This is a genomic window from Roseibium denhamense (genome assembly GCF_009711415.1).
Classification (GTDB): Bacteria; Pseudomonadota; Alphaproteobacteria; order Rhizobiales; family Stappiaceae; genus Roseibium; species Roseibium denhamense.
In genome coordinates this window covers 1-20,590 of record NZ_SMLZ01000112.1, presented here as the reverse complement: position 1 = coordinate 20,590, position 20,590 = coordinate 1, and the positions used below count along the sequence as shown (strand labels likewise).

Annotated in this window: 23 protein-coding genes, 1 other RNA gene and 1 pseudogene; 18 read left to right on the top strand and 7 right to left on the bottom strand. The window is 58.0% G+C overall.

The features are described from left to right. Positions 1-31 precede the first annotated feature (31 nt). A complete protein-coding gene (locus tag E1180_RS15455) occupies positions 32-490 on the top strand; it encodes a DUF4174 domain-containing protein (protein WP_155192244.1) in 459 nt (152 codons plus the stop codon). A 27-nt stretch (positions 491-517) separates the two neighbouring features. Further along, entirely contained in the window at positions 518-1,003 is a 486-nt protein-coding gene (locus E1180_RS15450) for a DUF3429 domain-containing protein (RefSeq protein WP_196220608.1), read from the top strand. Between the two features lie 6 nt (positions 1,004-1,009). On the opposite strand, the gene E1180_RS15445 is transcribed toward E1180_RS15450, so the two are convergent. The 4 genes from E1180_RS15445 to E1180_RS15430 all read right to left on the bottom strand — a co-directional run bounded on the left by E1180_RS15445 (position 1,010) and on the right by E1180_RS15430 (position 4,331). Continuing rightward, positions 1,010-2,236, bottom strand: a complete 1,227-nt coding sequence (locus E1180_RS15445) for a lytic murein transglycosylase (RefSeq protein WP_155192240.1) — start codon at positions 2,234-2,236, stop codon at positions 1,010-1,012. A gap of 63 nt (positions 2,237-2,299) precedes the next feature. Continuing rightward, complete coding sequence (locus E1180_RS15440; RefSeq protein WP_155192237.1) at positions 2,300-2,878, bottom strand: histidine phosphatase family protein; 579 nt, start codon at positions 2,876-2,878, stop codon at positions 2,300-2,302. Beyond that, complete coding sequence (gene nudC / locus E1180_RS15435; RefSeq protein ID WP_155192235.1) at positions 2,875-3,822, bottom strand: NAD(+) diphosphatase; 948 nt, start codon at positions 3,820-3,822, stop codon at positions 2,875-2,877. The genes E1180_RS15440 and nudC overlap by 4 nt, the downstream gene beginning before the upstream one ends. A 92-nt stretch (positions 3,823-3,914) precedes the next feature. Further along, positions 3,915-4,331, bottom strand: coding sequence for an HIT domain-containing protein (locus E1180_RS15430; RefSeq protein ID WP_155192232.1), 417 nt, complete (start codon positions 4,329-4,331; stop codon positions 3,915-3,917). Between the two features lie 258 nt (positions 4,332-4,589). On the opposite strand from E1180_RS15430, the gene ffs reads away from it, so the two are divergent. From ffs to recR, 4 genes are all read left to right on the top strand, one after another. Continuing rightward, positions 4,590-4,687: signal recognition particle sRNA small type (ffs, locus tag E1180_RS15425), an RNA gene on the top strand. Positions 4,688-4,834: 147 nt separating this feature from the next. Beyond that, positions 4,835-6,751: a DNA polymerase III subunit gamma/tau gene (locus tag E1180_RS15420; RefSeq protein ID WP_208997176.1), complete on the top strand. Its 1,917-nt coding sequence runs from the start codon at positions 4,835-4,837 to the stop codon at positions 6,749-6,751. 92 nt (positions 6,752-6,843) lie between these two features. Further along, a complete protein-coding gene (locus E1180_RS15415; RefSeq protein ID WP_155192228.1) occupies positions 6,844-7,164 on the top strand; it encodes a YbaB/EbfC family nucleoid-associated protein in 321 nt (106 codons plus the stop codon). Positions 7,165-7,420: 256 nt separating this feature from the next. After that, positions 7,421-8,029, top strand: a complete 609-nt coding sequence (recR, locus tag E1180_RS15410) for a recombination mediator RecR (protein WP_155192226.1) — start codon at positions 7,421-7,423, stop codon at positions 8,027-8,029. Between the two features lie 18 nt (positions 8,030-8,047). Here recR and E1180_RS15405 read toward each other — a convergent pair whose 3' ends face one another. After that, a complete protein-coding gene (locus E1180_RS15405; protein WP_155192224.1) occupies positions 8,048-8,821 on the bottom strand; it encodes a class I SAM-dependent methyltransferase in 774 nt (257 codons plus the stop codon). A gap of 172 nt (positions 8,822-8,993) precedes the next feature. On the opposite strand from E1180_RS15405, the gene E1180_RS15400 reads away from it, so the two are divergent. The 7 genes from E1180_RS15400 (at position 8,994) to E1180_RS15370 (ending at position 15,120) form a co-directional block, all read left to right on the top strand. Then, positions 8,994-9,662 (top strand): sulfate transporter family protein, encoded by a 669-nt coding sequence (locus tag E1180_RS15400; protein WP_155192222.1) that lies wholly within the window; start codon positions 8,994-8,996, stop codon positions 9,660-9,662. A 29-nt stretch (positions 9,663-9,691) separates the two neighbouring features. Beyond that, the gene (locus E1180_RS15395; protein ID WP_155192219.1) at positions 9,692-10,615 is read left to right on the top strand and encodes a glutaminase; all 924 of its coding nucleotides are present in this window, start codon (positions 9,692-9,694) and stop codon (positions 10,613-10,615) included. A 184-nt stretch (positions 10,616-10,799) separates the two neighbouring features. After that, the gene (gene sdhC, locus E1180_RS15390; protein WP_155192216.1) at positions 10,800-11,198 is read left to right on the top strand and encodes a succinate dehydrogenase, cytochrome b556 subunit; all 399 of its coding nucleotides are present in this window, start codon (positions 10,800-10,802) and stop codon (positions 11,196-11,198) included. A gap of 10 nt (positions 11,199-11,208) precedes the next feature. Then, a complete protein-coding gene (gene sdhD / locus E1180_RS15385; protein ID WP_155192214.1) occupies positions 11,209-11,592 on the top strand; it encodes a succinate dehydrogenase, hydrophobic membrane anchor protein in 384 nt (127 codons plus the stop codon). 5 nt (positions 11,593-11,597) lie between these two features. Continuing rightward, on the top strand, positions 11,598-13,424 hold the full coding sequence (gene sdhA / locus E1180_RS15380; protein WP_155192212.1) for a succinate dehydrogenase flavoprotein subunit: 1,827 nt from the start codon (positions 11,598-11,600) through the stop codon (positions 13,422-13,424). Between the two features lie 21 nt (positions 13,425-13,445). Then, the gene (locus tag E1180_RS15375; protein ID WP_283404655.1) at positions 13,446-14,282 is read left to right on the top strand and encodes an FkbM family methyltransferase; all 837 of its coding nucleotides are present in this window, start codon (positions 13,446-13,448) and stop codon (positions 14,280-14,282) included. A gap of 55 nt (positions 14,283-14,337) precedes the next feature. Beyond that, positions 14,338-15,120 carry a succinate dehydrogenase iron-sulfur subunit gene (locus E1180_RS15370; RefSeq protein ID WP_155192206.1) on the top strand — a complete coding sequence of 261 codons (783 nt, stop codon included), beginning with the start codon at positions 14,338-14,340 and terminating at the stop codon, positions 15,118-15,120. 120 nt (positions 15,121-15,240) lie between these two features. On the opposite strand, the gene E1180_RS15365 is transcribed toward E1180_RS15370, so the two are convergent. Beyond that, positions 15,241-15,438 carry a hypothetical protein gene (locus tag E1180_RS15365; RefSeq protein WP_155192195.1) on the bottom strand — a complete coding sequence of 66 codons (198 nt, stop codon included), beginning with the start codon at positions 15,436-15,438 and terminating at the stop codon, positions 15,241-15,243. A 310-nt stretch (positions 15,439-15,748) separates the two neighbouring features. Between E1180_RS15365 and E1180_RS15360 the strand changes: the two are divergent. The 5 genes and pseudogenes from E1180_RS15360 to E1180_RS15340 all read left to right on the top strand — a co-directional run bounded on the left by E1180_RS15360 (position 15,749) and on the right by E1180_RS15340 (position 19,592). Next, positions 15,749-16,726, top strand: a pseudogene (locus tag E1180_RS15360) (DUF808 domain-containing protein). 142 nt (positions 16,727-16,868) lie between these two features. Then, entirely contained in the window at positions 16,869-17,213 is a 345-nt protein-coding gene (locus tag E1180_RS15355; RefSeq protein ID WP_155192193.1) for a PepSY domain-containing protein, read from the top strand. An 88-nt stretch (positions 17,214-17,301) separates the two neighbouring features. Next, a complete protein-coding gene (locus tag E1180_RS15350) occupies positions 17,302-17,985 on the top strand; it encodes a winged helix-turn-helix domain-containing protein (protein ID WP_155192191.1) in 684 nt (227 codons plus the stop codon). Beyond that, the gene (locus E1180_RS15345) at positions 17,969-19,276 is read left to right on the top strand and encodes a sensor histidine kinase (RefSeq protein WP_155192189.1); all 1,308 of its coding nucleotides are present in this window, start codon (positions 17,969-17,971) and stop codon (positions 19,274-19,276) included. Before E1180_RS15350 ends, E1180_RS15345 begins: the two co-directional genes overlap by 17 nt. A gap of 79 nt (positions 19,277-19,355) precedes the next feature. Next, positions 19,356-19,592, top strand: coding sequence for a hypothetical protein (locus E1180_RS15340; RefSeq protein ID WP_155192187.1), 237 nt, complete (start codon positions 19,356-19,358; stop codon positions 19,590-19,592). A 487-nt stretch (positions 19,593-20,079) separates the two neighbouring features. On the opposite strand, the gene E1180_RS15335 is transcribed toward E1180_RS15340, so the two are convergent. Then, positions 20,080-20,590 (bottom strand): Hcp family type VI secretion system effector (locus tag E1180_RS15335; protein WP_155192185.1); only part of this gene is annotated, 511 nt, incomplete at its 5' end.

Here is a 20,590-nt window from a genome sequence, read left to right as displayed (position 1 = left end):
ATGAGGGAGACTTACCCGCAGGCCAACCGTCATGAGCAAACCCAAGTCATCTATGTGTCTCGCCGCGATCACCGCAGCCATACTCGGCTCTGGAGAAAGCGCCAAACTTTCAGCATCGGAAAGCTGGGCTTGGAAGTACCGCCTCCTCGTGATTACCGCGCCGAATGCGCAAGATCCTGGGTTACTTGCTCAAAGGGCTCTGCTGGAGCCGGTGTCAAATGACCTTCGAGAACGTGACATGGTGGTTGTGGAAGTGATTGACGGGCAGGCGAAAACCGCATCTGGTGCGGAGTTGGATTTGGACGGGCCGGTTCTGCTTGACCGTATGCGGAACCCGGACAGCCGTTTTGAGACCGTCTTGTTGGGGAAGGACACTGGCATCAAACTGCGATCAGCCGAGCCGGTGCCGCCCAACGACCTGTTTGGAACAATTGACCGGATGCCCATGCGCCAGCAGGAAATGCGGGCACGCGAACAGCAAAACCAATAAGTTTTGATGCGGAATGGAGACGGATACATGAGCGCGAACGCCGCATCTGATCTAACAACCGATACACCCCCACAAAGCGCTGTACCTAAGTCCGCGCTTTGGCTGGGAGGGACGGGCGCCATCCCGTTTGTGGGTTGCGCCGTTGCGTCAGCCGCTGCGCCGGATGGGTGGCAAACGTTCTTCCTGTTTGCGCTGACCGCTTACGGCGCCTTGATCCTGTCCTTCCTTGGCGGGATCCAGTGGGGCCTGGCCATTTCAAAGGGCGCTGCACTTGATGGTAAAGAGTTGGCGTTACGTTTGTGCGTCAGTGTCGTGCCATCGCTCATTGGCTGGGGAAGCCTGCTGGTGCCGCAGCCCTTCGGCACCTTGGCCATGGTTATGACGTTTATTGTGGTCCTGCTGATCGACCTGAAACTGGTGCGGGAAGGCCTTGCGCCGGCGTGGTATCCCAAACTGCGGTGGCCCTTGACGCTGACTGTGTCGGCAGCGCTGCTGTTGGGAACGTTCGCATAAGGGGATTTACCCGACCCAGCAGGTCGCAAAGAAGCCCTGACGTTCCTGATCCTTGCCGATAGACCGGCGGGTCTTGAAGCCTATGAGCCCATCAGCCCCGCCAACATCATGGCCTTGTGCCTCGAGCCGCTGCTGGAGCGTCCGGACAGCGCCCCGGGTTGTTTCTTTCATGGGTTTCCAATCGGCAACAAAGCCCTTGTTGTTGCCGTAGCGGTCCGCCAGATGGCCAACAAACAGCGCATAGGCATCGCTTTCGTTATATTCCTTCAGCACATAGAAGTTTTCAGTGGCAATGAACGCAGGGCCGTAGCGGCCTGCCGGCATCAGGATGTTGCCGGGTTTGTTGAGTTCAAACTCCGGAAAGGGCCGACCGCTGACCCTGTTGACCCCCTCCCGGACAAATGTGTTGATCGGCTGCCGGTTGTCCGGCCCTTCCCGGGTGCAAGATACTGTGTCGGGCAGGTGCACTTCGTATCCCCAGTCGCGGCCGGTTTTCCAGCCGTGCTTGGCCAGATAGTTGGCAATGGACGCCATCGTGTCGATCTCAGACGTCCAGATGTTGCGTTTTCCATCGCGGTCGAAGTCAACTGCATATTTGAGATAGGAGGACGGGAGGAACTGTGGTTGCCCCATTGCACCACCCCAGGAGCTGCGCATTGTCCGGCGGCTAACATCGCCGTTTTGCAGGACTTGAAGGGCTGCGATCAGTTCGGATTTGAAGAAATCAGGTCGTTGCCCCATGAAGGCGCGGGTGGCCAGAACACGAACGGCATCATGCGGGATCTTCGCGCCGCCATATCCTGACTCGCGTGCCCAGATGGCAAGTATGATGCGTTTTGGAACGCCGTACTGCGCTTCTATCTGGGACAGGACCGATGCATGCTTCTGCATCAAGCGTCGGCCGCTGGGAACCAACGCGTTGAATTGGCTGTCCCGGAAGTAGCGTGCAGGTGCCCTGAATTCGGCCTGGAAATTGATCCTTGGCGGCTCGCCTTTGCCGCCAGGGCCGACGAGGCCTGGTAACGATGTGTCCGGCGTTAGACCGTTCAGCTCCCGGGTCAAGGTGGATTGCGAAACACCAGCGCGGCGTGCTGCCGGGATCACATCGGACTGGAGGAATATCCGGAAAGCGGCATCATATTGACCGGCCACTGCGCTCGGATGAGGGACGGCATTCAAAGTCAAAAGGGCTGCGCCAAACCACAGGGCGAGCCGCCGGACATAGTGCGTCATTGTGCGCTCCGCAAAGATCGTTTGGGCAAATCTAACACGATGCGGGCAGCACGCCGACTTGGGTTACAGCTCTGTCCAAGCCAAATTCTGTCCGAGCTGGTCCACGAGCCACGATTTTTCGAAACGGAACCAGCTTCCGGCGCGTTTTTGATCGTGATCGCGTGTGATGTCCGCATTCATCAGATGGCACATGAGAAGCGTGCCAACGCCGCCATGCCCTGTAAACAGAACAGGCTCCGCCTCACGGATCGGCTTTAATGCAGCCCGTACACCGGTCACGATTCGCGACTGTGCATCGATCGCCCGCTCCCAGCTTCGAACGGATTGATACGGGTCTGCAAAAAACTGATCGGCGACAGTTTCGAACTCCGCCGGTGGTAAGAACCCCGTCGCGGAACGGTCATTCTCATGAAGGCTATTAAAAACGAAGTGGTGCAGACCGTGGGCAGCTCCGAATATCTCGGCGGTCTCGATTGCCTTCTTTTCACCGCTCGAAACAATTCGGCGTATATCGGAAGCAAAGGGAAGCTGTGCACCTAATGCCGCCCGTTCCCGGCCGGTCGCGGACAAGCCCCAATCCGGAACTGGGACGTCGGGATCGATAACCACCTCGGGATGGGTCAGGTAAACACACCAGGTCATGAAATCGCCCCGTCGAGCCAATTGGTAATGAGATGATAGGCAATTGAAATGGAGGGCGGAATAAGGTGGCCTTCCGGGTGGGTCCCTGAAACCATCTGACGCACTTCCTCACGGTTACACCATTTGCACGCTTCCAGCTCATCGTCTTCGATTGTGATGCCTGATGAAGTCGCTTCCCCAATACAGCCCAGCATCAGGTTTGCAGGAAAGGGCCACGGCTGGTTTGAGATGAGACGGACGTCTCCGACCTCTACCCCGGATTCCTCAAGGGTTTCCCGGCGCACCGCCTGTTCGACGGTTTCACCTGGTTCCATAAAGCCTGCCAATGTTGTGTATATGCCTTCCGGCAAGCGGGCAGGACGTCCGAGGAGCGCCCTGTCTCCATCCGTAATCAACATGATGACGCATGGATCGGTGCGCGGAAAATGGGTTCCACCACAGTTTGGGCAATCCCGCCGGTAGCCGGCTTCGGCAAGATCCGATTTGTGGCCGCAACGGGAACAGTACTGATGGGTCCGTTGCCAATGAATAAGAGCGCGGGCCTGCGCAAGAGCGCCCAGGTCTTCTTGGGAAAAAGCGTTTTGAAGGGCAAGATTGCGGAGATCCTGTAGTCGCAGATCACTGCGTGCCGCCAGGTCTTCTTCAGAGTATGGAATGGTGGTCGCAAACAGTGCCTGTCCGCTGTCACGGCGGATACCTAGGAACACCATTTCGTTGCGATCAGCCTCCAGCGCCTCGGCGACTGTCAGGCTGTGCCCGATCCTGAGTTCGGCCGCCTCGGCGAAAACCAGTGTCCTGGCAGTCGAAAGAATGATTTCGGTTGTGCTCTGGTGCAGCAGCATATTGATGTAAGCGGTATCGCTGCGGCGCGTTGATTGCCGGTCCAGCTCATTGCCGAGAAAGCTCATGTCCAGCGCCGAAAGGCCGAAGGCAGGGGCACGCATTGATTGGTCCTTGAAAATCGATGGACTGGAAATCTTCGCCGACACTAAACAGCCAGTGAACGGCTGTCCATATCACATGAAGTATGTGGCGTTCAGCTGGCGGTTGAAAAGGCGTCCCGCAGACGATCGATCAGAGCGTCTTGTTTTTCAGTGGGATAGGTTAGGGTGGGGGCCGCGCCCCAAACCGGGCCCGGCCAAGCTGCATCGTCCCGGAAACGGGCAATCACATGAACGTGCAGTTGCGAAACCTGGTTGCCAAGTGCGCCAACATTCAGCTTTTCCGCATCCGTGACGTCTCTTAGGACTCGGCTGGCCAGCGCGATCTCGCCCATCAATTCGGTTTGATCCGCCTCATCCAGGTCGATGATTTCAATCAGATCATTCTTCTTGGGTATGAGGAGCAGCCAGGGGTAATTGGCATCCTTCATCAGCCTGACCTCACAAAGGTGTAGGTCCAGAACCGGGAGACTGTCGCCTTCAAGACGCGGATTCAACTCAAAATGTGTCATGGATCTCTGTCCGGAATCGAGAATATAGGGATTTCAGGCGTAACCGGTCCGGTCTGTCTGTTTCAGCATATGGCCGGTTTGGCTCTCAGTGAAATTCCATTTACCACCGTTTTGACCGAATAGCCTGGTTGATTGTCTAAACAGGCTTGAACCCGAGCCTTCGCGCCGCGGGCCTGTTTTTGTATTTTGCCGGTCAATAAAAAATCTCTGAAAACTCCTCTTGCCAAGCACCGGGTGTAACCTGATATAAGGCGCTCGGGAGGTTGGTGGTGGACGAGCCACTCGCCAACCGGGTCAGGTCCGGAAGGAAGCAGCCCTAACGAGCCTCGGCACGGGTCGCCGTGCCAGCCTCCCACCCTCTCCAATGTGTTGACACCTGTCAATTTGCGCGGGCCACAGCTGTCAGTTTCCCGAGCCTCCTCCGGAGGAGCTTGGTTGCGCATGCACAGAAAAACTTCCAAAAGCCAGTCCACCTTTTTGAAAAAATCGCTATGGTGCGGCTCATGGACGAGACAGGCTTCCCCCAAGATAACGCGGCTGCATCAGGCGTGACCGATGCCTCCAACCACGGTGCGGCATCGCAAGACGGCGCATACCGGGTTCTGGCCCGCAAATACCGGCCGAAAACCTTTGAGGATCTGGTCGGTCAGGAGCCTATGGTTCAAACGCTGGAAAACGCGTTTCATACGGGCCGGATTGCTCAGGCCTGGATGCTGACGGGCGTACGCGGGGTCGGGAAGACCACTACTGCCAGGATTCTGGCCAGGGGCCTAAACTACGAAGTGCCCGGTGACGCCGACAAGCCGACGGTCAAGCTTACCCAGGAAGGCACCCATTGCCGGGCGATCATGGAAGGCCGCCATGTCGACGTGATCGAAATGGATGCCGCCTCGCATACCGGTATCAACGACATCCGCGAGATCATCGACGCGGCCCGCTATCGCCCGGCGACGGCACGGTACAAGGTCTATATCATCGATGAAGTCCACATGCTCTCCAACGCGGCCTTCAACGGTCTGCTGAAGACATTGGAAGAGCCTCCTCAGCATGTGAAATTTATCTTTGCGACGACCGAAATCCGAAAGGTTCCCATTACCGTCCTCTCGCGCTGTCAGCGGTTCGATCTGCGCCGCATTGAACAGTCCAAGCTGATCGGCTTGTTGCGCCGGATTTCGCATGCGGAAAACATCACGATCTCCGACGAGGCACTTCTATTGATTGCCCGGGCCGGCGAGGGCTCTGCGCGCGATTCGCTGTCGCTTCTCGATCAGGCCATGGCCCATGGGGGCGGGGCGATCGAGGCAGACGATCTGCGCAGGATGCTGGGTCTGGCCGACCGGGCAAGGGTCATCGATCTCTTTCATCATATCATGGCCGGGCGGATAGAAGAGGCTCTGGCCGAACTCCAGGCGCAGTATGATGTCGGGGCCGACCCGGCAATCGTCCTCACCGATCTGGCCGACTTCACCCACCTTGTCACGCGCATCAAGGTGGCTCCCAAATCAGCCGACGAAGCCTCGGTTACCGAAACCGAGCGCAGCCGCGGTCAGGAGTTTGCCGAAAAGCTGTCCGTGCGCCTTCTGTCACGTGCCTGGCAAATTTTGCTGAAGGGCGTCCAGGAGGTGCAGAGCGCTTCGAAACCACTGGCCGCCGCAGACATGGTCCTGGTGCGGCTTGCCTATGCAGCTGATTTGCCGGATCCGGGCGAACTGATGGCGCAGGTCAAAACCGGGCAGAACGCCCACGGAGGTGGTGCAGCAAGCAGCGGGTCCCAGGCAATGCCGTCCGGTGGTGGCGCGACCGCCATGGCTGTGGGCGCACCCCAGACGCCCTATTCCGGGAACAGTGGCCCTACGATGAGTGCGGAGGCGGCCACCGGCGCGCGGCCACACCTTTCGGCCATTCAAGGCGGGCAGCCGGCGATCAGGCCTCAAGCACCGGCGCAGCCTGATGCAGTTCAGGAAATCTCGGCGTTTCAGCTCAAGTCTCTCCAGGATTGCGCCGCTCTTGCCTCGGAAAAGCGCGATATACCGATGAAAGTGGCCATCCAGCGCCAGATGCGGCTGGTAAAATTCGAGCCTGGCAAGATTGAAATTCAGCCGACCGAAGACGCTCCCGCAGATATCGCCGGAGAATTTGGCCGCAAGCTGACCGAATGGACCGGGCAGCGCTGGTTTGTGATCGTCTCGCGGACGCAAGGCCGGCCGACGATCCATGAAGAGCAGGAGGCCAATCAGCAGCAATTGCTGTCGGACGCCAAGTCCCACCCGACGGTTGCCGCCCTGCTGAGCGCGTTTCCAGGTGCGAAGGTCGTGGATGTCACGGTGACGGTGTCGGACGAAGACGAGGCAGCACTGGCAGATCCGATGGTTGCCGATCCGCTTTTGAGTGAGGCGCTGGGCGACGAAGATGAGGATTAAGCGGCGGCTTGTGCCAGTGTCCTTGTTCTTCTAAATGCTGATCCCAAATCATAGGCGGACACCGTCCGCGAGCGAAGTTAAGGAGAGATCCCATGGATTTCCTGAAAATGATGAAGCAGGCCAAGGAAATGCAGGAGCAGATGGGCTCTCTGCAAGGACAGATCGAGGACATTGAAGCCGAAGGCTCTTCTGGCGCCGGTCTCGTCAGCCTCCGTCTAAACGGCAAGGGCGAACTGAAAAGCCTCAAGATCGACCCGTCCCTTCTGAAAGAGGACGAGGCGGAAATCCTTGAGGATTTGATCATTGCTGCGCATACGGATGGCCGGGTGAAGATCGATCAGGCGATCCAGGAAAAGACCCAGGAGATGATGGGCGGGCTCGGTCTGCCGGCTGGGATGAAACTGCCGTTCTAAGTATTCTCGGTGCCGCGGAGAAACCTTGAGGTTTTGCCTCCATTGTCATCCTAGCGGATCACTGCTGACGCTAGGAGACTTGGAACTCTGCACACCCTCCGTCATCGTCAAGCTTTCCCGGGGATCCATGCCGTTTCACCTCTCGTGATGCCGGGATTGCTTTAAGCTCACGGAATGAGTCGCCGGAACAAGAGCGGCAACGGAGACTTTGAAGAGAAGTCTCGCCCCCAACATATGGCCGGGAATGAGGAAATAGATGGCCCAGAAGAGCGTTGCAGGACCGGAAATCGAGCGGCTGATCCAGCTTCTGGCCAAGTTGCCGGGACTTGGTCCGCGATCTGCACGGCGGGCCGCGCTCCATCTGATCAAGAAGAAAGATCAGCTTTTGGTTCCGCTGGCCGAGGCAATGGGTGTCGCGGTCCGGGAAATCGGTATTTGCAGCACATGCGGGACTGTCGATACTTCGGACCCCTGCACGATTTGCTCCGATGAAAAACGCGATCCCTCTGTTCTTGTTGTCGTGGAAGATGTCGCCGACCTTTGGGCCCTTGAGCGGGCGGGGGCGACCAATGCCCGCTATCACGTCTTGGGCGGCACCCTGTCCCCGCTGGACGGAATTGGTCCGGATGATCTCAACCTCGCGGCATTGGTGGACCGTTGTAGCGCGCCAGAAATCCAGGAAGTGGTGCTAGCCATCAACGCCACAGTCGAGGGGCAAACGACGGCTCATTACATCATGGATCAGCTGTCACATCTTGATGTGAGCGTGACACGGCTTGCCCATGGTGTTCCGGTCGGAGGAGAGCTTGATTATCTCGATGAGGGCACGTTGACCCAGGCTCTTAAGGCCAGAACCCGTTTTTAGCAGTTTTCTCCGGTTTGCTTAGGCCTGTGTAAAACGGCGTGCCGGTTTTTCGAAAAGGTATGCCGCACAGAATAAATCGCCTGGCATCCTGTAGATCTCGCGGCTCGTCTCAAACCCGGCCCGAACCCCCATACTCAGCCAGGACTGAACGGTTTCCGGATGGTCGTGTTCGCTGATATGCGCCCACATTTGCGAAAATTCCTGGTCGTCCAGGGCGGCGAACCGGCTGCGGACTTGCGGCCGGGTGCGGGCCAAATAATGTTCCCGGCTTTCTCCCGCGTGACATGTAGGCTCGACACACGCAAATAACCCGCCGGGTTTCAAAGACTGATAGATTGCGCTGAACAATGCCTGCTTCTCGCCGCAGGTTTTCAGATTGTGCAGCGAAAACCCGCACCACATGACATCGGCGGGAGTGCGGTTGCGGTTGACCCAAGCTACCATGTCACCGTGGTGCAGCTCGAAGTCGTACGGGCAATTCTTAAATGTCTCAGCCGCTTGCATGAGGGCATTTTCATTCAGGTCCACACCCTGATACCGGGCGACCGGAAGCCCGTGGAGAACCGACTTTGCAAAGACACCATCGCCGCAAGCAAGGTCGAAAAAGTGAAACGGCACTGCAAACCGCTTAGAAATCACAGCCCCCAGAAGGCTGGCTAAGTCACGGTGATGCATTGCATTGGACTGGACAATTTTTTGGTAGATGTTCCACTCGTTCCGGAAGAAGGACAGGGCATCGCGAGCGCCGGCGGTTTCGCGCAAAGAAGGAACGAATTTGCCTTGTGCAGTCATGGGGCGGATCCTGTCCGGCACGATTCTGGTTCTTTGTATCGATATGCATACCAGAGCGGGCAAAATATTAAAGTACTCTTTTTTGTAGATATTGGGTCCGCGTGGCCTACTTGCGCGGATCGTCAGCGGTCCTTATGTCGAACTGGTCATAAAAAACCCGCCCAAGGACCATATGTTTCAAGCTGCTTCCCGGGCCATGTCCCAAGTGTTCGAACCGCCCTTCCGCTCGATCTTCTGGAAAATGATGGGCTTTACCATCGGCATCCTGGCCGCTATCTGGATCGCGCTTCAGGCAGGCGTAGCGGCCTTCATTGTCTTGCCTTACGGCTGGATGGAGACGGCCTTGTCCGTTTTGACGGGCATTGGCGCTGTCTTTGTGCTCGGCTTCCTAATCGCGCCGATATCAGCTCTCCTGGCCGGACTGTTTCAGGACGATATCGCGGACATTGTCGATGCGCGCGATTATCCAGGGGAGCGGCCCGGTCGGGCACTGCCGGTCGGACAAGCAGTGGTTCATACCATCAAGTTTACCGGGGTTGTCATCCTCGGAAACATTTTTGCCCTGTTGCTGCTCCTGATTCCGGGCGTCAATCTTGTCGCATTTTTCTTGGTCAATGGATATCTGCTCGGGCGGGAGTTTTTCGAGTTTGCCGCGATGCGGTTCATGCCACCGGAGGGGGCAAGAGCCTTCCGAAAGGCGCGGGCAGGCACCGTTTTTCTGGCCGGTCTGGTGATCGCCGGATTGCTGGCCGTACCGATCTTGAACCTGGTTACGCCCATCTTCGCGACGATCTTTATGCTTCATCTCTACAAGCGGCTTGCATCGGGAGCAGCAATCTGACGAACTGCTGCCCCCAGCTGGAGAGCGTGATGCAAAGCCTTTTAGATGAAATCGCGGCCGAAGCGTTGGCGGATCCCAATCCGGGCTCCGTGGCGTCTTACATCCCCGAACTTGCGGGGATTGATCCGCACCAGTTCGGTATCGCGGTCGCTCTCGCCAATGGCGAAGTCTACTCGGCCGGGCATGCGGAGGTTCCTTTTTCGATCCAATCGGTCTCGAAGGTTTTTGCGTTGGCTCTTGCTCTTGGCCGGGTCGGGGATCAGATTTGGAGGCGGGTCGGACGCGAACCCTCGGGCCTCTCATTCGATTCCATATTGTTGCTTGAGCGCGAGGACGGGATTCCACGCAATCCATTCATCAATGCCGGCGCCTTGGTTGCGACAGATAGCTATCTGGCCGGATCGCAACCACGCGAAGCATTGGGCGAACTGCTGCGTTTCATCCGGGCAGCAGCAGATGATGAGAGAATTCACATTAACGAGCGTGTCGCGGCGTCTGAGATCGAAACGGGCCACCGCAATTTTTCGCTCGCCCACTACCTGGCCTCCTATGGCAATCTTCAGGCGAGCGTTGAGAAGGTCCTTGGGACATATTGTCACCAATGCGCCGTTGAAATGACTTGCCGGCAACTGGCCCTGGCGGGACGCTTTCTCGTTGATGCCCCGAGAATGCCGGGGCTGGTCTCTGTTGAACGGCGCAGGCGTATCAACGCCCTTATGATGACGTGTGGGCATTATGATGGATCTGGAGACTTTGCCTTCCGGGTCGGAATGCCCGGCAAGAGCGGTGTTGGCGGCGGAATACTCGTGATTTCACCGAGCCGGGCGGCGATTGCGGTCTGGTCCCCTGGGCTCAACCGCTATGGAAACTCCAAGTTAGGCACGGAAGCAATGGAACGTTTTGCGCACCGGACCGGGTGGTCGGTCTTTGGGGTTCCTCACAGGGAAGGGTGACGGTCTGCATCTCAGATTTATAACATCGCGCGAATTTAAACGATTCAGAAGTGGTTTCAGGCGATTTAGGCCTATAGGATATTTTGACCTTTTAAGGCGTTAGCGCTAGAACGCGTCTATACAACGCCTTGTAATACTTACGTTTGCGTAAACGTAAGGTAGCGTCGCACGGGAGAGGAAATCCATGCCGAACGCCGATTTGCGGAGCAATCGCCCGCTATCGCCACATCTTCAGATTTATAAGCCCATTCTGACGATGGTTATGTCGATCCTGCACCGCATCACCGGCGCAGCTCTGTATTTTGGGACCGTTCTCTTGGCGTGGTGGTTGATTGCTGCCGCCGCCGGACCGGCTTACTTCGACTTTGTCAACGGGATCTATGGGTCGTGGTTCGGCCGTCTCGTCCTTTTCGGATTTACCTGGGCTCTCGTGCATCACATGCTCGGCGGCTTGCGGCACTTTGTCTGGGACATGGGCGCGGGCTTCGGCAAGGAGGCGCGGGAGTGGCTCGCCAAAGCGACCATTATCGGGTCCGTTCTGGTTACGCTTGCCCTCTGGGGCATCGGCCTGATGGTTGGATAAGGAGACAGATATGAGCGACATGCGCACACCGCTCGGCAAGGTTCGCGGTCTCGGTTCAGCCAAGGAAGGCACCGATCATTTTTGGAAGCAACGGATGACCGCGGTCGCCAACGTCTTCCTGATTTCCTTCTTCGTGGTGCTGGTCATTGCCCTTCAGGGATCAACCCATGCAGAACTGGTTGAGACCCTGCAAAATCCGCTTGTGGCGATCATCATGCTGCTGGTGATCCTGTCCGGCGTTTTTCATATGAAGCTCGGTATGCAGGTGATCATCGAAGACTATGTACATGGCGAAGGCATCAAGTTCCTGACGCTTATGGCGAACACGTTCTTCTGCGCCTTTATCGGTTTCGGCTGCGTCTTCGCAGTGCTCAAGATTGGCTTTGGAGGTTAACCCGTATGGCCAAGACATACGAATTTATTGACCACACATATGATGTGGTTGTTGTCGGCGCAGGCGGCGCAGGGTTGCGCGCCACGCTCGGCATGGCAGAACAGGGGCTGAGAACGGCCTGCATCACGAAGGTATTCCCGACCCGTTCGCACACCGTGGCGGCTCAGGGCGGCATCGCCGCATCCTTGAAAAACATGACGCCTGACTGCTGGGAATGGCACATGTACGACACGGTCAAAGGGTCCGACTGGCTCGGTGATACCGACGCCATGGAGTATCTTGCCCGTGAAGCCCCGAAGGCAGTCTATGAGCTGGAGCATTACGGTGTTCCGTTCTCGCGGACGGAAGACGGCCGGATTTACCAACGGCCATTTGGTGGCCACATGCAGAACTATGGCGAAGGTCCCCCCGTTCAGCGCACCTGCGCGGCGGCCGACCGGACCGGTCACGCCATCTTGCACACGCTTTACGGCCAGTCGCTCAAGAACAACGCCGAGTTCTACATTGAGTATTTTGCGCTGGACCTGATCATGTCCGAAGACGGGGTTTGTCAGGGTGTGATTGCCTGGAACCTCGATGATGGCACCATCCACCGGTTCGCCGCGAAAATGGTTGTTCTGGCAACGGGTGGTTATGGCCGTGCCTACTTCTCGGCGACATCAGCGCACACCTGCACCGGCGACGGTGGCGGCATGGTGGCCCGTGCCGGGCTTCCGCTCCAGGACATGGAATTCGTTCAATTCCATCCGACCGGGATTTACGGCTCCGGCTGCCTAATCACTGAGGGCGCGCGCGGTGAGGGCGGCTATCTGGTCAACTCCGAGGGCGAGCGCTTCATGGAACGCTATGCACCATCGGCCAAAGACCTTGCCTCACGCGATGTTGTCTCACGCTGTATGACGATGGAAATCCGCGAAGGCCGTGGTGTCGGCAAGAACAAGGACCACATCTTCCTGCATCTGGACCATCTGGATCCGGCCATCCTGGCAGAGCGTTTGCCCGGCATTTCGGAAAGTGCGCGCATTTTTGCTGGCGTGGATGTCACCAAGGAACCGATCCCGGTCATTCCGACCGTGCACTACAACATGGGCGGTATTCCGACCAACTACTGGGGCGAAGTCCTGAACGCCACTTCGGACCATCCGGACCGGATTCAGCCGGGCCTTATGGCCGTGGGCGAGGCCGGTTGTGCGTCCGTTCATGGAGCCAACCGTCTGGGCTCAAACTCCCTGATCGATCTGGTGGTGTTTGGCCGCGCGGCAGCCATTAAAGCCGGTCAGGTGGTTGATCCCAAGGAAGCCGTACCTGCACCGAGCGAAGCATCCTGTGAGAAAATCATGGACCGGTTCGACAAACTGCGGAATGCGGACGGTTCCACGCCGACGGCTGAGCTGCGGGACCAGATGCAACGGGCCATGCAGGAAGACGCAGCGGTTTTCCGGACCCAGGACACCCTGGCGCAGGGCTGCAACCGCCTGGATGAAATCTGGAAGGGCATGAGCGACCTCAAGGTAACGGACCGCTCCATGATCTGGAATTCCGATCTGGTGGAGACGCTGGAGCTGGAAAACCTGATGGCGAACGCGATCACTACCGTCTACGGCGCCGAGGCCCGCAAAGAGTCCCGCGGTGCGCATGCCCGTGAAGACTACAAGGACGGTGATTTCGCTGGCCGGAACGATGAAGACTGGCGCAAGCACACCCTGGCTTGGGTCAACGAGGCTGGCGGCGTCAAACTGGATTACCGTCCGGTGGTCACCGAGCCCCTGACCCCGTTCCAGAACGGCGGTATCGATCCGAAGAAAATCGCGCCAAAAGCGCGGGTTTATTAAGGAGCGATCCGGTTGGCGCAGGTGGCCGCATCTCTTGATACGGAAAGCCCGTTCGGCACTTACAAGGCCGAACGGCTTGTCCGGGCTGCCTGGCGGCTGGCCGACCGGCATGACTTGTCCAAGGGGCTGCGCAAACGGATCCGTGCGCTTGTAGCGCGTGTGTTCCGCGGGCCTTATGATCTGGAGGCGGAAGGTCTGAAGTTCCGGATTTATCCGGGCGAAAACTATGACGACCGGAAACTCCTCGCCAAAGGCCGCTTGCCCGAACGCGATGAGCACAAGATGGTGGCGCCCTTCCTGAAAGGCGGCCAGACATTTGTGGATGTGGGAGCCAATATCGGTTCCTACTCCATCTTTGCAGCACAGATGGGCGCCGACGTTTTGTCGATCGAGGCCAACCCACACACAGCGGCCAAGTTGCGGTTTAACGTCCGCGCCAACGATCTTCATAACCTCCAGATTGTTGAAACGGCGGTAGGCCCGCGCGAGGATACTTTGCCGCTTTGGCTGGAGCCGTCGAATTTCGGCTTTGCCACCTTCGTCAAGGACCTGACAACGGGCGAATGGGCCGGCAACTGGACCCAGACCTTCGTCAAGGTACGGCCGTTGACCTCGATTGTGGATGATATCGGCCTTAACAAGATCGATGTTTTGAAAGTGGATGTAGAGGGCTTTGAGGACCGAGTTCTCTTGCCCTTCTTGAGGCACGCCGACCGGAGCCTTTGGCCGCGCGTGATCCTTCTGGAAACCAATTGCCGTCCCTACTGGACCGAGGACTGCGTCAGTGAGCTGACCAATCGCGCCTACAGGATTACGGCGAAAACGAATGACAATATGGTGTTCGAACTCACTGCATGAGGTCGGACAGCCAGGCCCGGACGCGAATTAAGGGCCCAACGCGGAGCAAAATGAGATGGTTCAGCTGACGCTTCCCCGGAACTCGACGGTGACCGAGGGCAAGGTGTGGCCAAAGCCTGAGGGTGCCACCAACCTCACGGAATACCGCATCTACCGGTGGAATCCGGATGAAGGCCGGAACCCGCGCGTCGACACCTATTTTGTCGACAAGGACGATTGCGGCCCGATGGTGCTCGACGGCCTTATTTACATCAAGAACAAGATCGATCCGACCCTGACATTCCGCCGGTCCTGCCGCGAGGGGATTTGCGGGTCCTGCGCCATGAACATCGATGGAACCAATACACTGGCCTGTACAAAGGGCACGGGTGAGGTTGCCGGTGATGTGGTGAAGATTTACCCGCTGCCGCACATGCCCGTCGTCAAGGATCTCGTGCCGGACCTGACACGGTTCTACGCGCAGCACCGGTCCATTGAGCCATGGTTGAAAACGGTAACACCGGCCCCGGAAAAGGAATGGCGCCAGTCGCATGAGGACCGCGTCAAGCTGGACGGTCTTTATGAGTGCATCCTGTGTGCCTGCTGCTCCACGTCCTGCCCGAGCTACTGGTGGAATGGCGACCGCTATCTCGGCCCGGCTATTCTGCTGCAGGCATACCGCTGGCTGATCGACAGCCGCGACGAGGCGACCGGGGAACGTCTGGACGATCTGGAAGATCCGTTCCGTTTGTACCGCTGCCACACAATCATGAACTGTTCCCAGGCATGTCCGAAAGGCCTCAACCCGGCCAAGGCCATTGCCGAGATCAAGAAGATGATGGTGGAACGCCGCGTGTAATCACGACGTCCGCCCGCCGTTCGGGTCGCCGGAAACGAAAGACCGCGCCAAAGGGATTTGGTGCGGTTTTTGTTTATCTGACGACACGCTCGGTGCTCGGTGTAAAGACGGCCGGTTAACTCACAAATGAACGCCGTATTCCGGGATCGGCACAATCTCGATTTCGGACAGCAGCATGCCTTCGACGATCTTCTCAATGCTGACGTTCTTTCCCTTCACCGGGTAAAACCGGGATTTCGGTTCTGACCGGAAAACAAGCGCCTCCTCTGATGCGGAGTTGGTTGCATCACGCGCTGGATCAGGATGAGACATATGCATCAACAGACTTCCCACTCAAAACATGCCATGCGGCAAGGGCCTCAGCGCACCCTAATGGGAAGGCGCTAAACCGGCGCTAAGGGCCTGAATGCAATTTTCCCAATCATGGAAAGATCCCGTTCACCTTGAAGGGGCCGGTTTTTCTCAGCGCCTTCGGCCGGGCCAGGACCTTAGCGGTTTCCTTTGCAAAAAGATCTTTTTTGTCTGGCTTGGGTGCTCCTCACCGATCGAAAGGACCCTGTCCCTTGGTCTGTCGCAAAAAAGCTGTAAGGTCCGTCGCAACAGAAGCGATAAAGGTCCAGGAGCCCCTATGAGCGGATTACTCGCCCTACTTGACGATGTGGCAGCAATTGCCAAGGTGGCGGCAGCCTCCGTGGATGATGTGATTGGCCAAGCGGCCAAAGCAGGGTCCAAAGCGGCCGGGGCCGTGATCGACGATGCCGCTGTGACGCCGAAATATGTTGCCGGATTCTCCCCGGCCCGCGAATTGCCCATTGTCTGGCGCATTGCCAATTGATCGCTGAAGAACAAGCTCATTTTTCTGCTGCCTGTGGGCCTTTTGCTCAACACCTTTCTGCCCGGCATCATCACGCCACTCTTGATGCTGGGCGGGGCCTATTTGTGCTTCGAGGGTGCGGAGAAAATCTATCATCTCTTCGCACCCGGCCATCACGATGCCGACCAGCCGAAAAACCTTGTTCAGGACCCAACCCATCTGGAAGAGCAAAAGGTCTCCGGGGCAATCAAGACCGACTTCATCCTCTCCGCAGAAATTATGACCATTGCACTTTCTGAAATCCCGGACAGCAACATCTGGATGGAAGCGTCCACCTTGGCGGTCGTCGCGATTGGCATCACGGTCATGGTCTATGGCTCGGTCGCCCTTATTGTGAAAGCGGACGATGTTGGCCTGCACTTGTCCCGCGAGGGCCGGTTTGGCGCGACCCGCGCCATTGGCATCGGCATTGTCAAAGCCATGCCTGGTGTCATGAAGGTTCTCATGACGGTCGGGACAGCAGCCATGCTCTGGGTTGGTGGCTCTATAGTCATTCATGGCCTGAAGGAGCTCGGCGTCAAAGGGCTCTATGATTCCATTCATACCATCGCGCACGGTTTCGCCCACACGATTGGCGTTGCCGAAGGTTTTCTCGCCTGGTTCGCGACGGCGACCATGGACGGTATTTTCGGTCTGATTGTCGGGCTGATCCTGATTCCCATCGTGGCGAAGGTCATTGAACCTGTTTTGCATATGGTGAAGGGGAAAAGGAAAGAAGCCGGCGGCCACTGAGCGATGTAAGAGTCTGAAAAAAGTAAGGAATATGCGCCTTACACAAATGTAAACTTCGCTCAAGAGGCCTGCAAACTGACTGTCCCATCTTTGTTTCATCGGAAGGCAGGGAGCCTTTCGCACACAAAGATGGAGACAGGTAATGAACGTTAAAATGATCGCAGGCACGGTTGTCGCAGGTATGGTTCTGGCAGCAGGCGCGGTTGGGGCGGTCGCTGCACAAACGGCAGCACCCCAGACGGCTCTGAGCGAAGCGCAGGCCATCGAAATCGCCTTGAAAGAGGTTCCGGGAACCGTTCAGGAAACCGAATTTGAGCGCGAAGACGGCAAAGAGATCTTTGAGATCGAAATCGTTACGGCCGACGGCATTGAGATGGAAGTCGAAATCGACGCTGTCTCCGGCACGGTCCTGGAGATCGAAACGGACGATGACCACGGCGATGATGATGATGACGACGCCAATGCCGGAAACAAACGCGCAGGGTAATTGGTAACGGAACATGTTAGGGAAAGGGCTGCCTGGTTCGGCGGCCTTTTTCCTGTTTTGGCGCCATGCGCCTTGGTAAGGATTTGGAATGCGGATACTGCTTTTGGAAGACGACCGGCAACTCGGACCTTGGGTGGCGGGCGGCCTGCGCGAAGAAGGGCACGTGGTCGATCATTTTACAGATGGCAAGGAGGCGCTGCTTGCTGCCATGGGCCAGGACTATGACGTGTTGATCCTCGACAGGATGGTGTCCGGCCTCGACGGTCTCTCGGTGCTGAAATCCTTGCGCGCCTCTGAAGATACCACTCCGGCGCTGTTCCTGACCGCTCTTGGCGAAGTGGATGCACGGGTCGAAGGTTTTTCCGCTGGGGGTGACGATTATCTCACCAAACCCTTTGCCTTTGCCGAACTCTCGGCCCGCGTGAATGCCCTGGGCCGCCGACGTGACGGTGGGCCGGCCAGCACGGCCGAGCCGACCACCCTGCGCTATGGGGATCTCAGTTTGGACCTTTTGGCCCGCCGCTGCGAACGCCAGGGACAGGTGATCGACCTGATGGCCAAGGAATTCAAGCTTTTGGAATATTTCATGCGGCGCCCGGGCCGCCTCGTGACCCGCACCATGCTTCTGGAACAGGTTTGGGACATGAGCTTTGATCCGACAACTTCCGTTGTAGAAACCCATATCAGCCGGCTGCGGTCCAAGGTCGACAAACCCTTTGGCGACGAGCTGATCCGCACCAGACGGGGCGAAGGCTATGTCTTCGGTAATTAAGGCGCTCGCCAAACTCCCGGAAGGGCTGATACGCCGGGTCCGTTGGCTGCTTCGCTCTTCAACCTTGCGCCTGTCATTGCTGCTCACAGCCATTTTTTCTGTGGGCATGGCGGTTGCTATCGTGTTGGCACTGACTTTTGGCCGGGAAGCGGTTCTCAACCGCGTCGACACGGCTCTTGAAGGTTTGGCGGCGACCGTCGAGGCGGACGATACCGAAACAGACACGTTCTCGGTCATCATCCGCCCGCTTTCCGAGATTGGCGATTTGCCAAGGGAATTCGGGGAGGTTGTGCGCACGGGGGGCGGCACGGTCAGTCTCAAACGGGACTTCCGGCGCGCGGAAGATTGGCGGGTCCTGATTTCACGGGACAAGGAAGGGGAACCGGTACTGATCGCCGTGCCGCTTGATGCCAGCGAAGACGCTCTGGAACTTCTGGGCAATGCACTATGGAGCACAGCCGGGGTGGTGCTCGTCCTGGTGCTCGTCATTGGGCTCGGGGCAGGTTTTCTTGTTCAGCGGCGCCTTTCCCGGATCAAAGGGGTTCTGGATCGGTTGGCGACGGGAGACCTTGAAGCGCGCATCGGCGTTGCCAGCTCCAGTGATGATCTTGATGACCTTGCCGGGCAAATCGACCGGGCCGCCCAAGAACTGGAACGCCTTGTCGCCCAGACCCGCAATCTGAGTGCAAGTATCGCGCATGACCTGCGCACGCCCCTTGCCCGCCTTCGCGCCCAGCTTGAAAGCCTGCCGGACGGCGAGGCGCGCGGCGCAGCGCTGGAAGAAGCCGAACGGCTTTCCGGCATCTTCGACACCATCATGCGGGTTGCCCGGATCGAGGCGGCCCACGGAACGGAAGGCTTTGAACAAGTCGATCTGAGCGCCCTCGTGGAGGAAGTCGCGGAGATTTATGGCCCTGTCGTTGAGGACGCGGGCAAGTCGCTTGTCCTTTCGGCAAAATCCGGTGAAAGCGTTCTGGCAGACAGGAGCATGCTGATCCAGGCGCTTGCGAACCTCATTCAGAACGCCTTGGTCCATGGCGGTCCGGACATCACCTTGTTCGCACGTGGTTCGGAAATCGGCGTATCGGACAATGGACCTGGCGTTGACCCCGATCTCTTTGACGAGATCATCAAACCCATGGTGCGTCTGGACGCTGCCAGGGAAAGCGAGGGCACAGGCCTTGGCCTTGCGCTGGTGCGGGCCGTCGCCGACCGGCACACCGCGAAACTCGAACTTTGTTCAGTCAAGCCGTCCGGTCTACGCATCGCGCTCAAATTTACAAAAATGTAAAGCCCGGCGGAGCGGAACGTAAAACCGGGTCTCCATATCCAGTTTATCGAAACAACGGGACAAACTGGAGATACGGAACATGAAATCCATCATTGAAAAAACCACTGCCACCTTTGCCGGTGCGATTGTCGTTCTTGTCGGCTGCATGATGGCGGGCCTTGGCTTCACCGTGATCGCGGTTTTGGCCCTCTTCGCGCTGGCCGCTTATGGATTGGCGTTGATCGCCGCTCCCTTCCTGGCGATGGCACACAAGCAAACTGATTCGTCCGGGTCACAGGACATTGATGTGCCGGCAGAAGCCCAATCGGCTGCGTAAAGACGGCGGGGCCAGATATTACAAGGTACTCGAGGGGCGCGCTGGCCGGCCGGTCAAGCCGGAGACCGCGCGCCCTTTTTTGTTTCGTTCCGCCTTTGACCTTGTAACAGACCCTTTGGCCGCACCATCGTCCTTGCGGCCAAGCGCAGCGCGGGCCGGCACCGGGGAGCCAAACGGCTATCGTGGTCAATAAGAAAACAGCGGACACGCATTAACCCACGGATCCCGGACCTTCGCTTCGCTCCGTCCTAGATGACGCTTTTTGAGGGGTCGGCAAGGCTCCTCCCCCGCACTGTCATCCATGGACTTGTTCCCCATAAAAAAGCCCGCCCGGATGTGTCCGGACGGGAGTGCGCTGGCAAGGGCGGGCGGCCAGCGCGGTCACCATGGCGCGGCCATTTATGGGGGCTGGCCGTTGGGGCGGGCCCGGTGACCTTGATTTACCGGTGACTGTTCTGCGTCACCTTTTGCGTGTCACCTTATGGGATCAGGTGACCGGAGCGCGCCAGTCGTCGGATGCGGACGTGCCAGCAACTTCATGCGTCCAGTCGGCCTTACGGTAGGTGAAGGACCACTGCTCCTGGTCGCCGCGGGAGGCGTTCGCATCATCCAGAACGTCCGGCAGGATCGTCTTGCCTTCCACCAGAACGGCGTCGGTGTACTTGATTGTGTAGTAGTGCTCTTGAACACCAGCCGTGGACGTACGCCAGAACTTGACTTCGATCTCCAAGGATTCACCTGTCGCCAAAGCCTGCCACAACAGCGGGGAAGCTTTGTCCAGCGGCTTGATGATCGTGGTCGGCTGGTGGCGGCGGGTTCCGATGGCGGTGCCGGAGTTCGGGTCGCGCGGGACGATTGCGTTGCTTTCGAACTTGAAGATCAAGCTTTCGCCTTCGTGGCCTTCCTGCCAGATGTTACCGATGGAATCAGCTGTTGTTGCGTCTGCGGTGATTTCGCCCTGGGTCGCACCCTTGACGGTCATGTAAGCTACGTTTGCC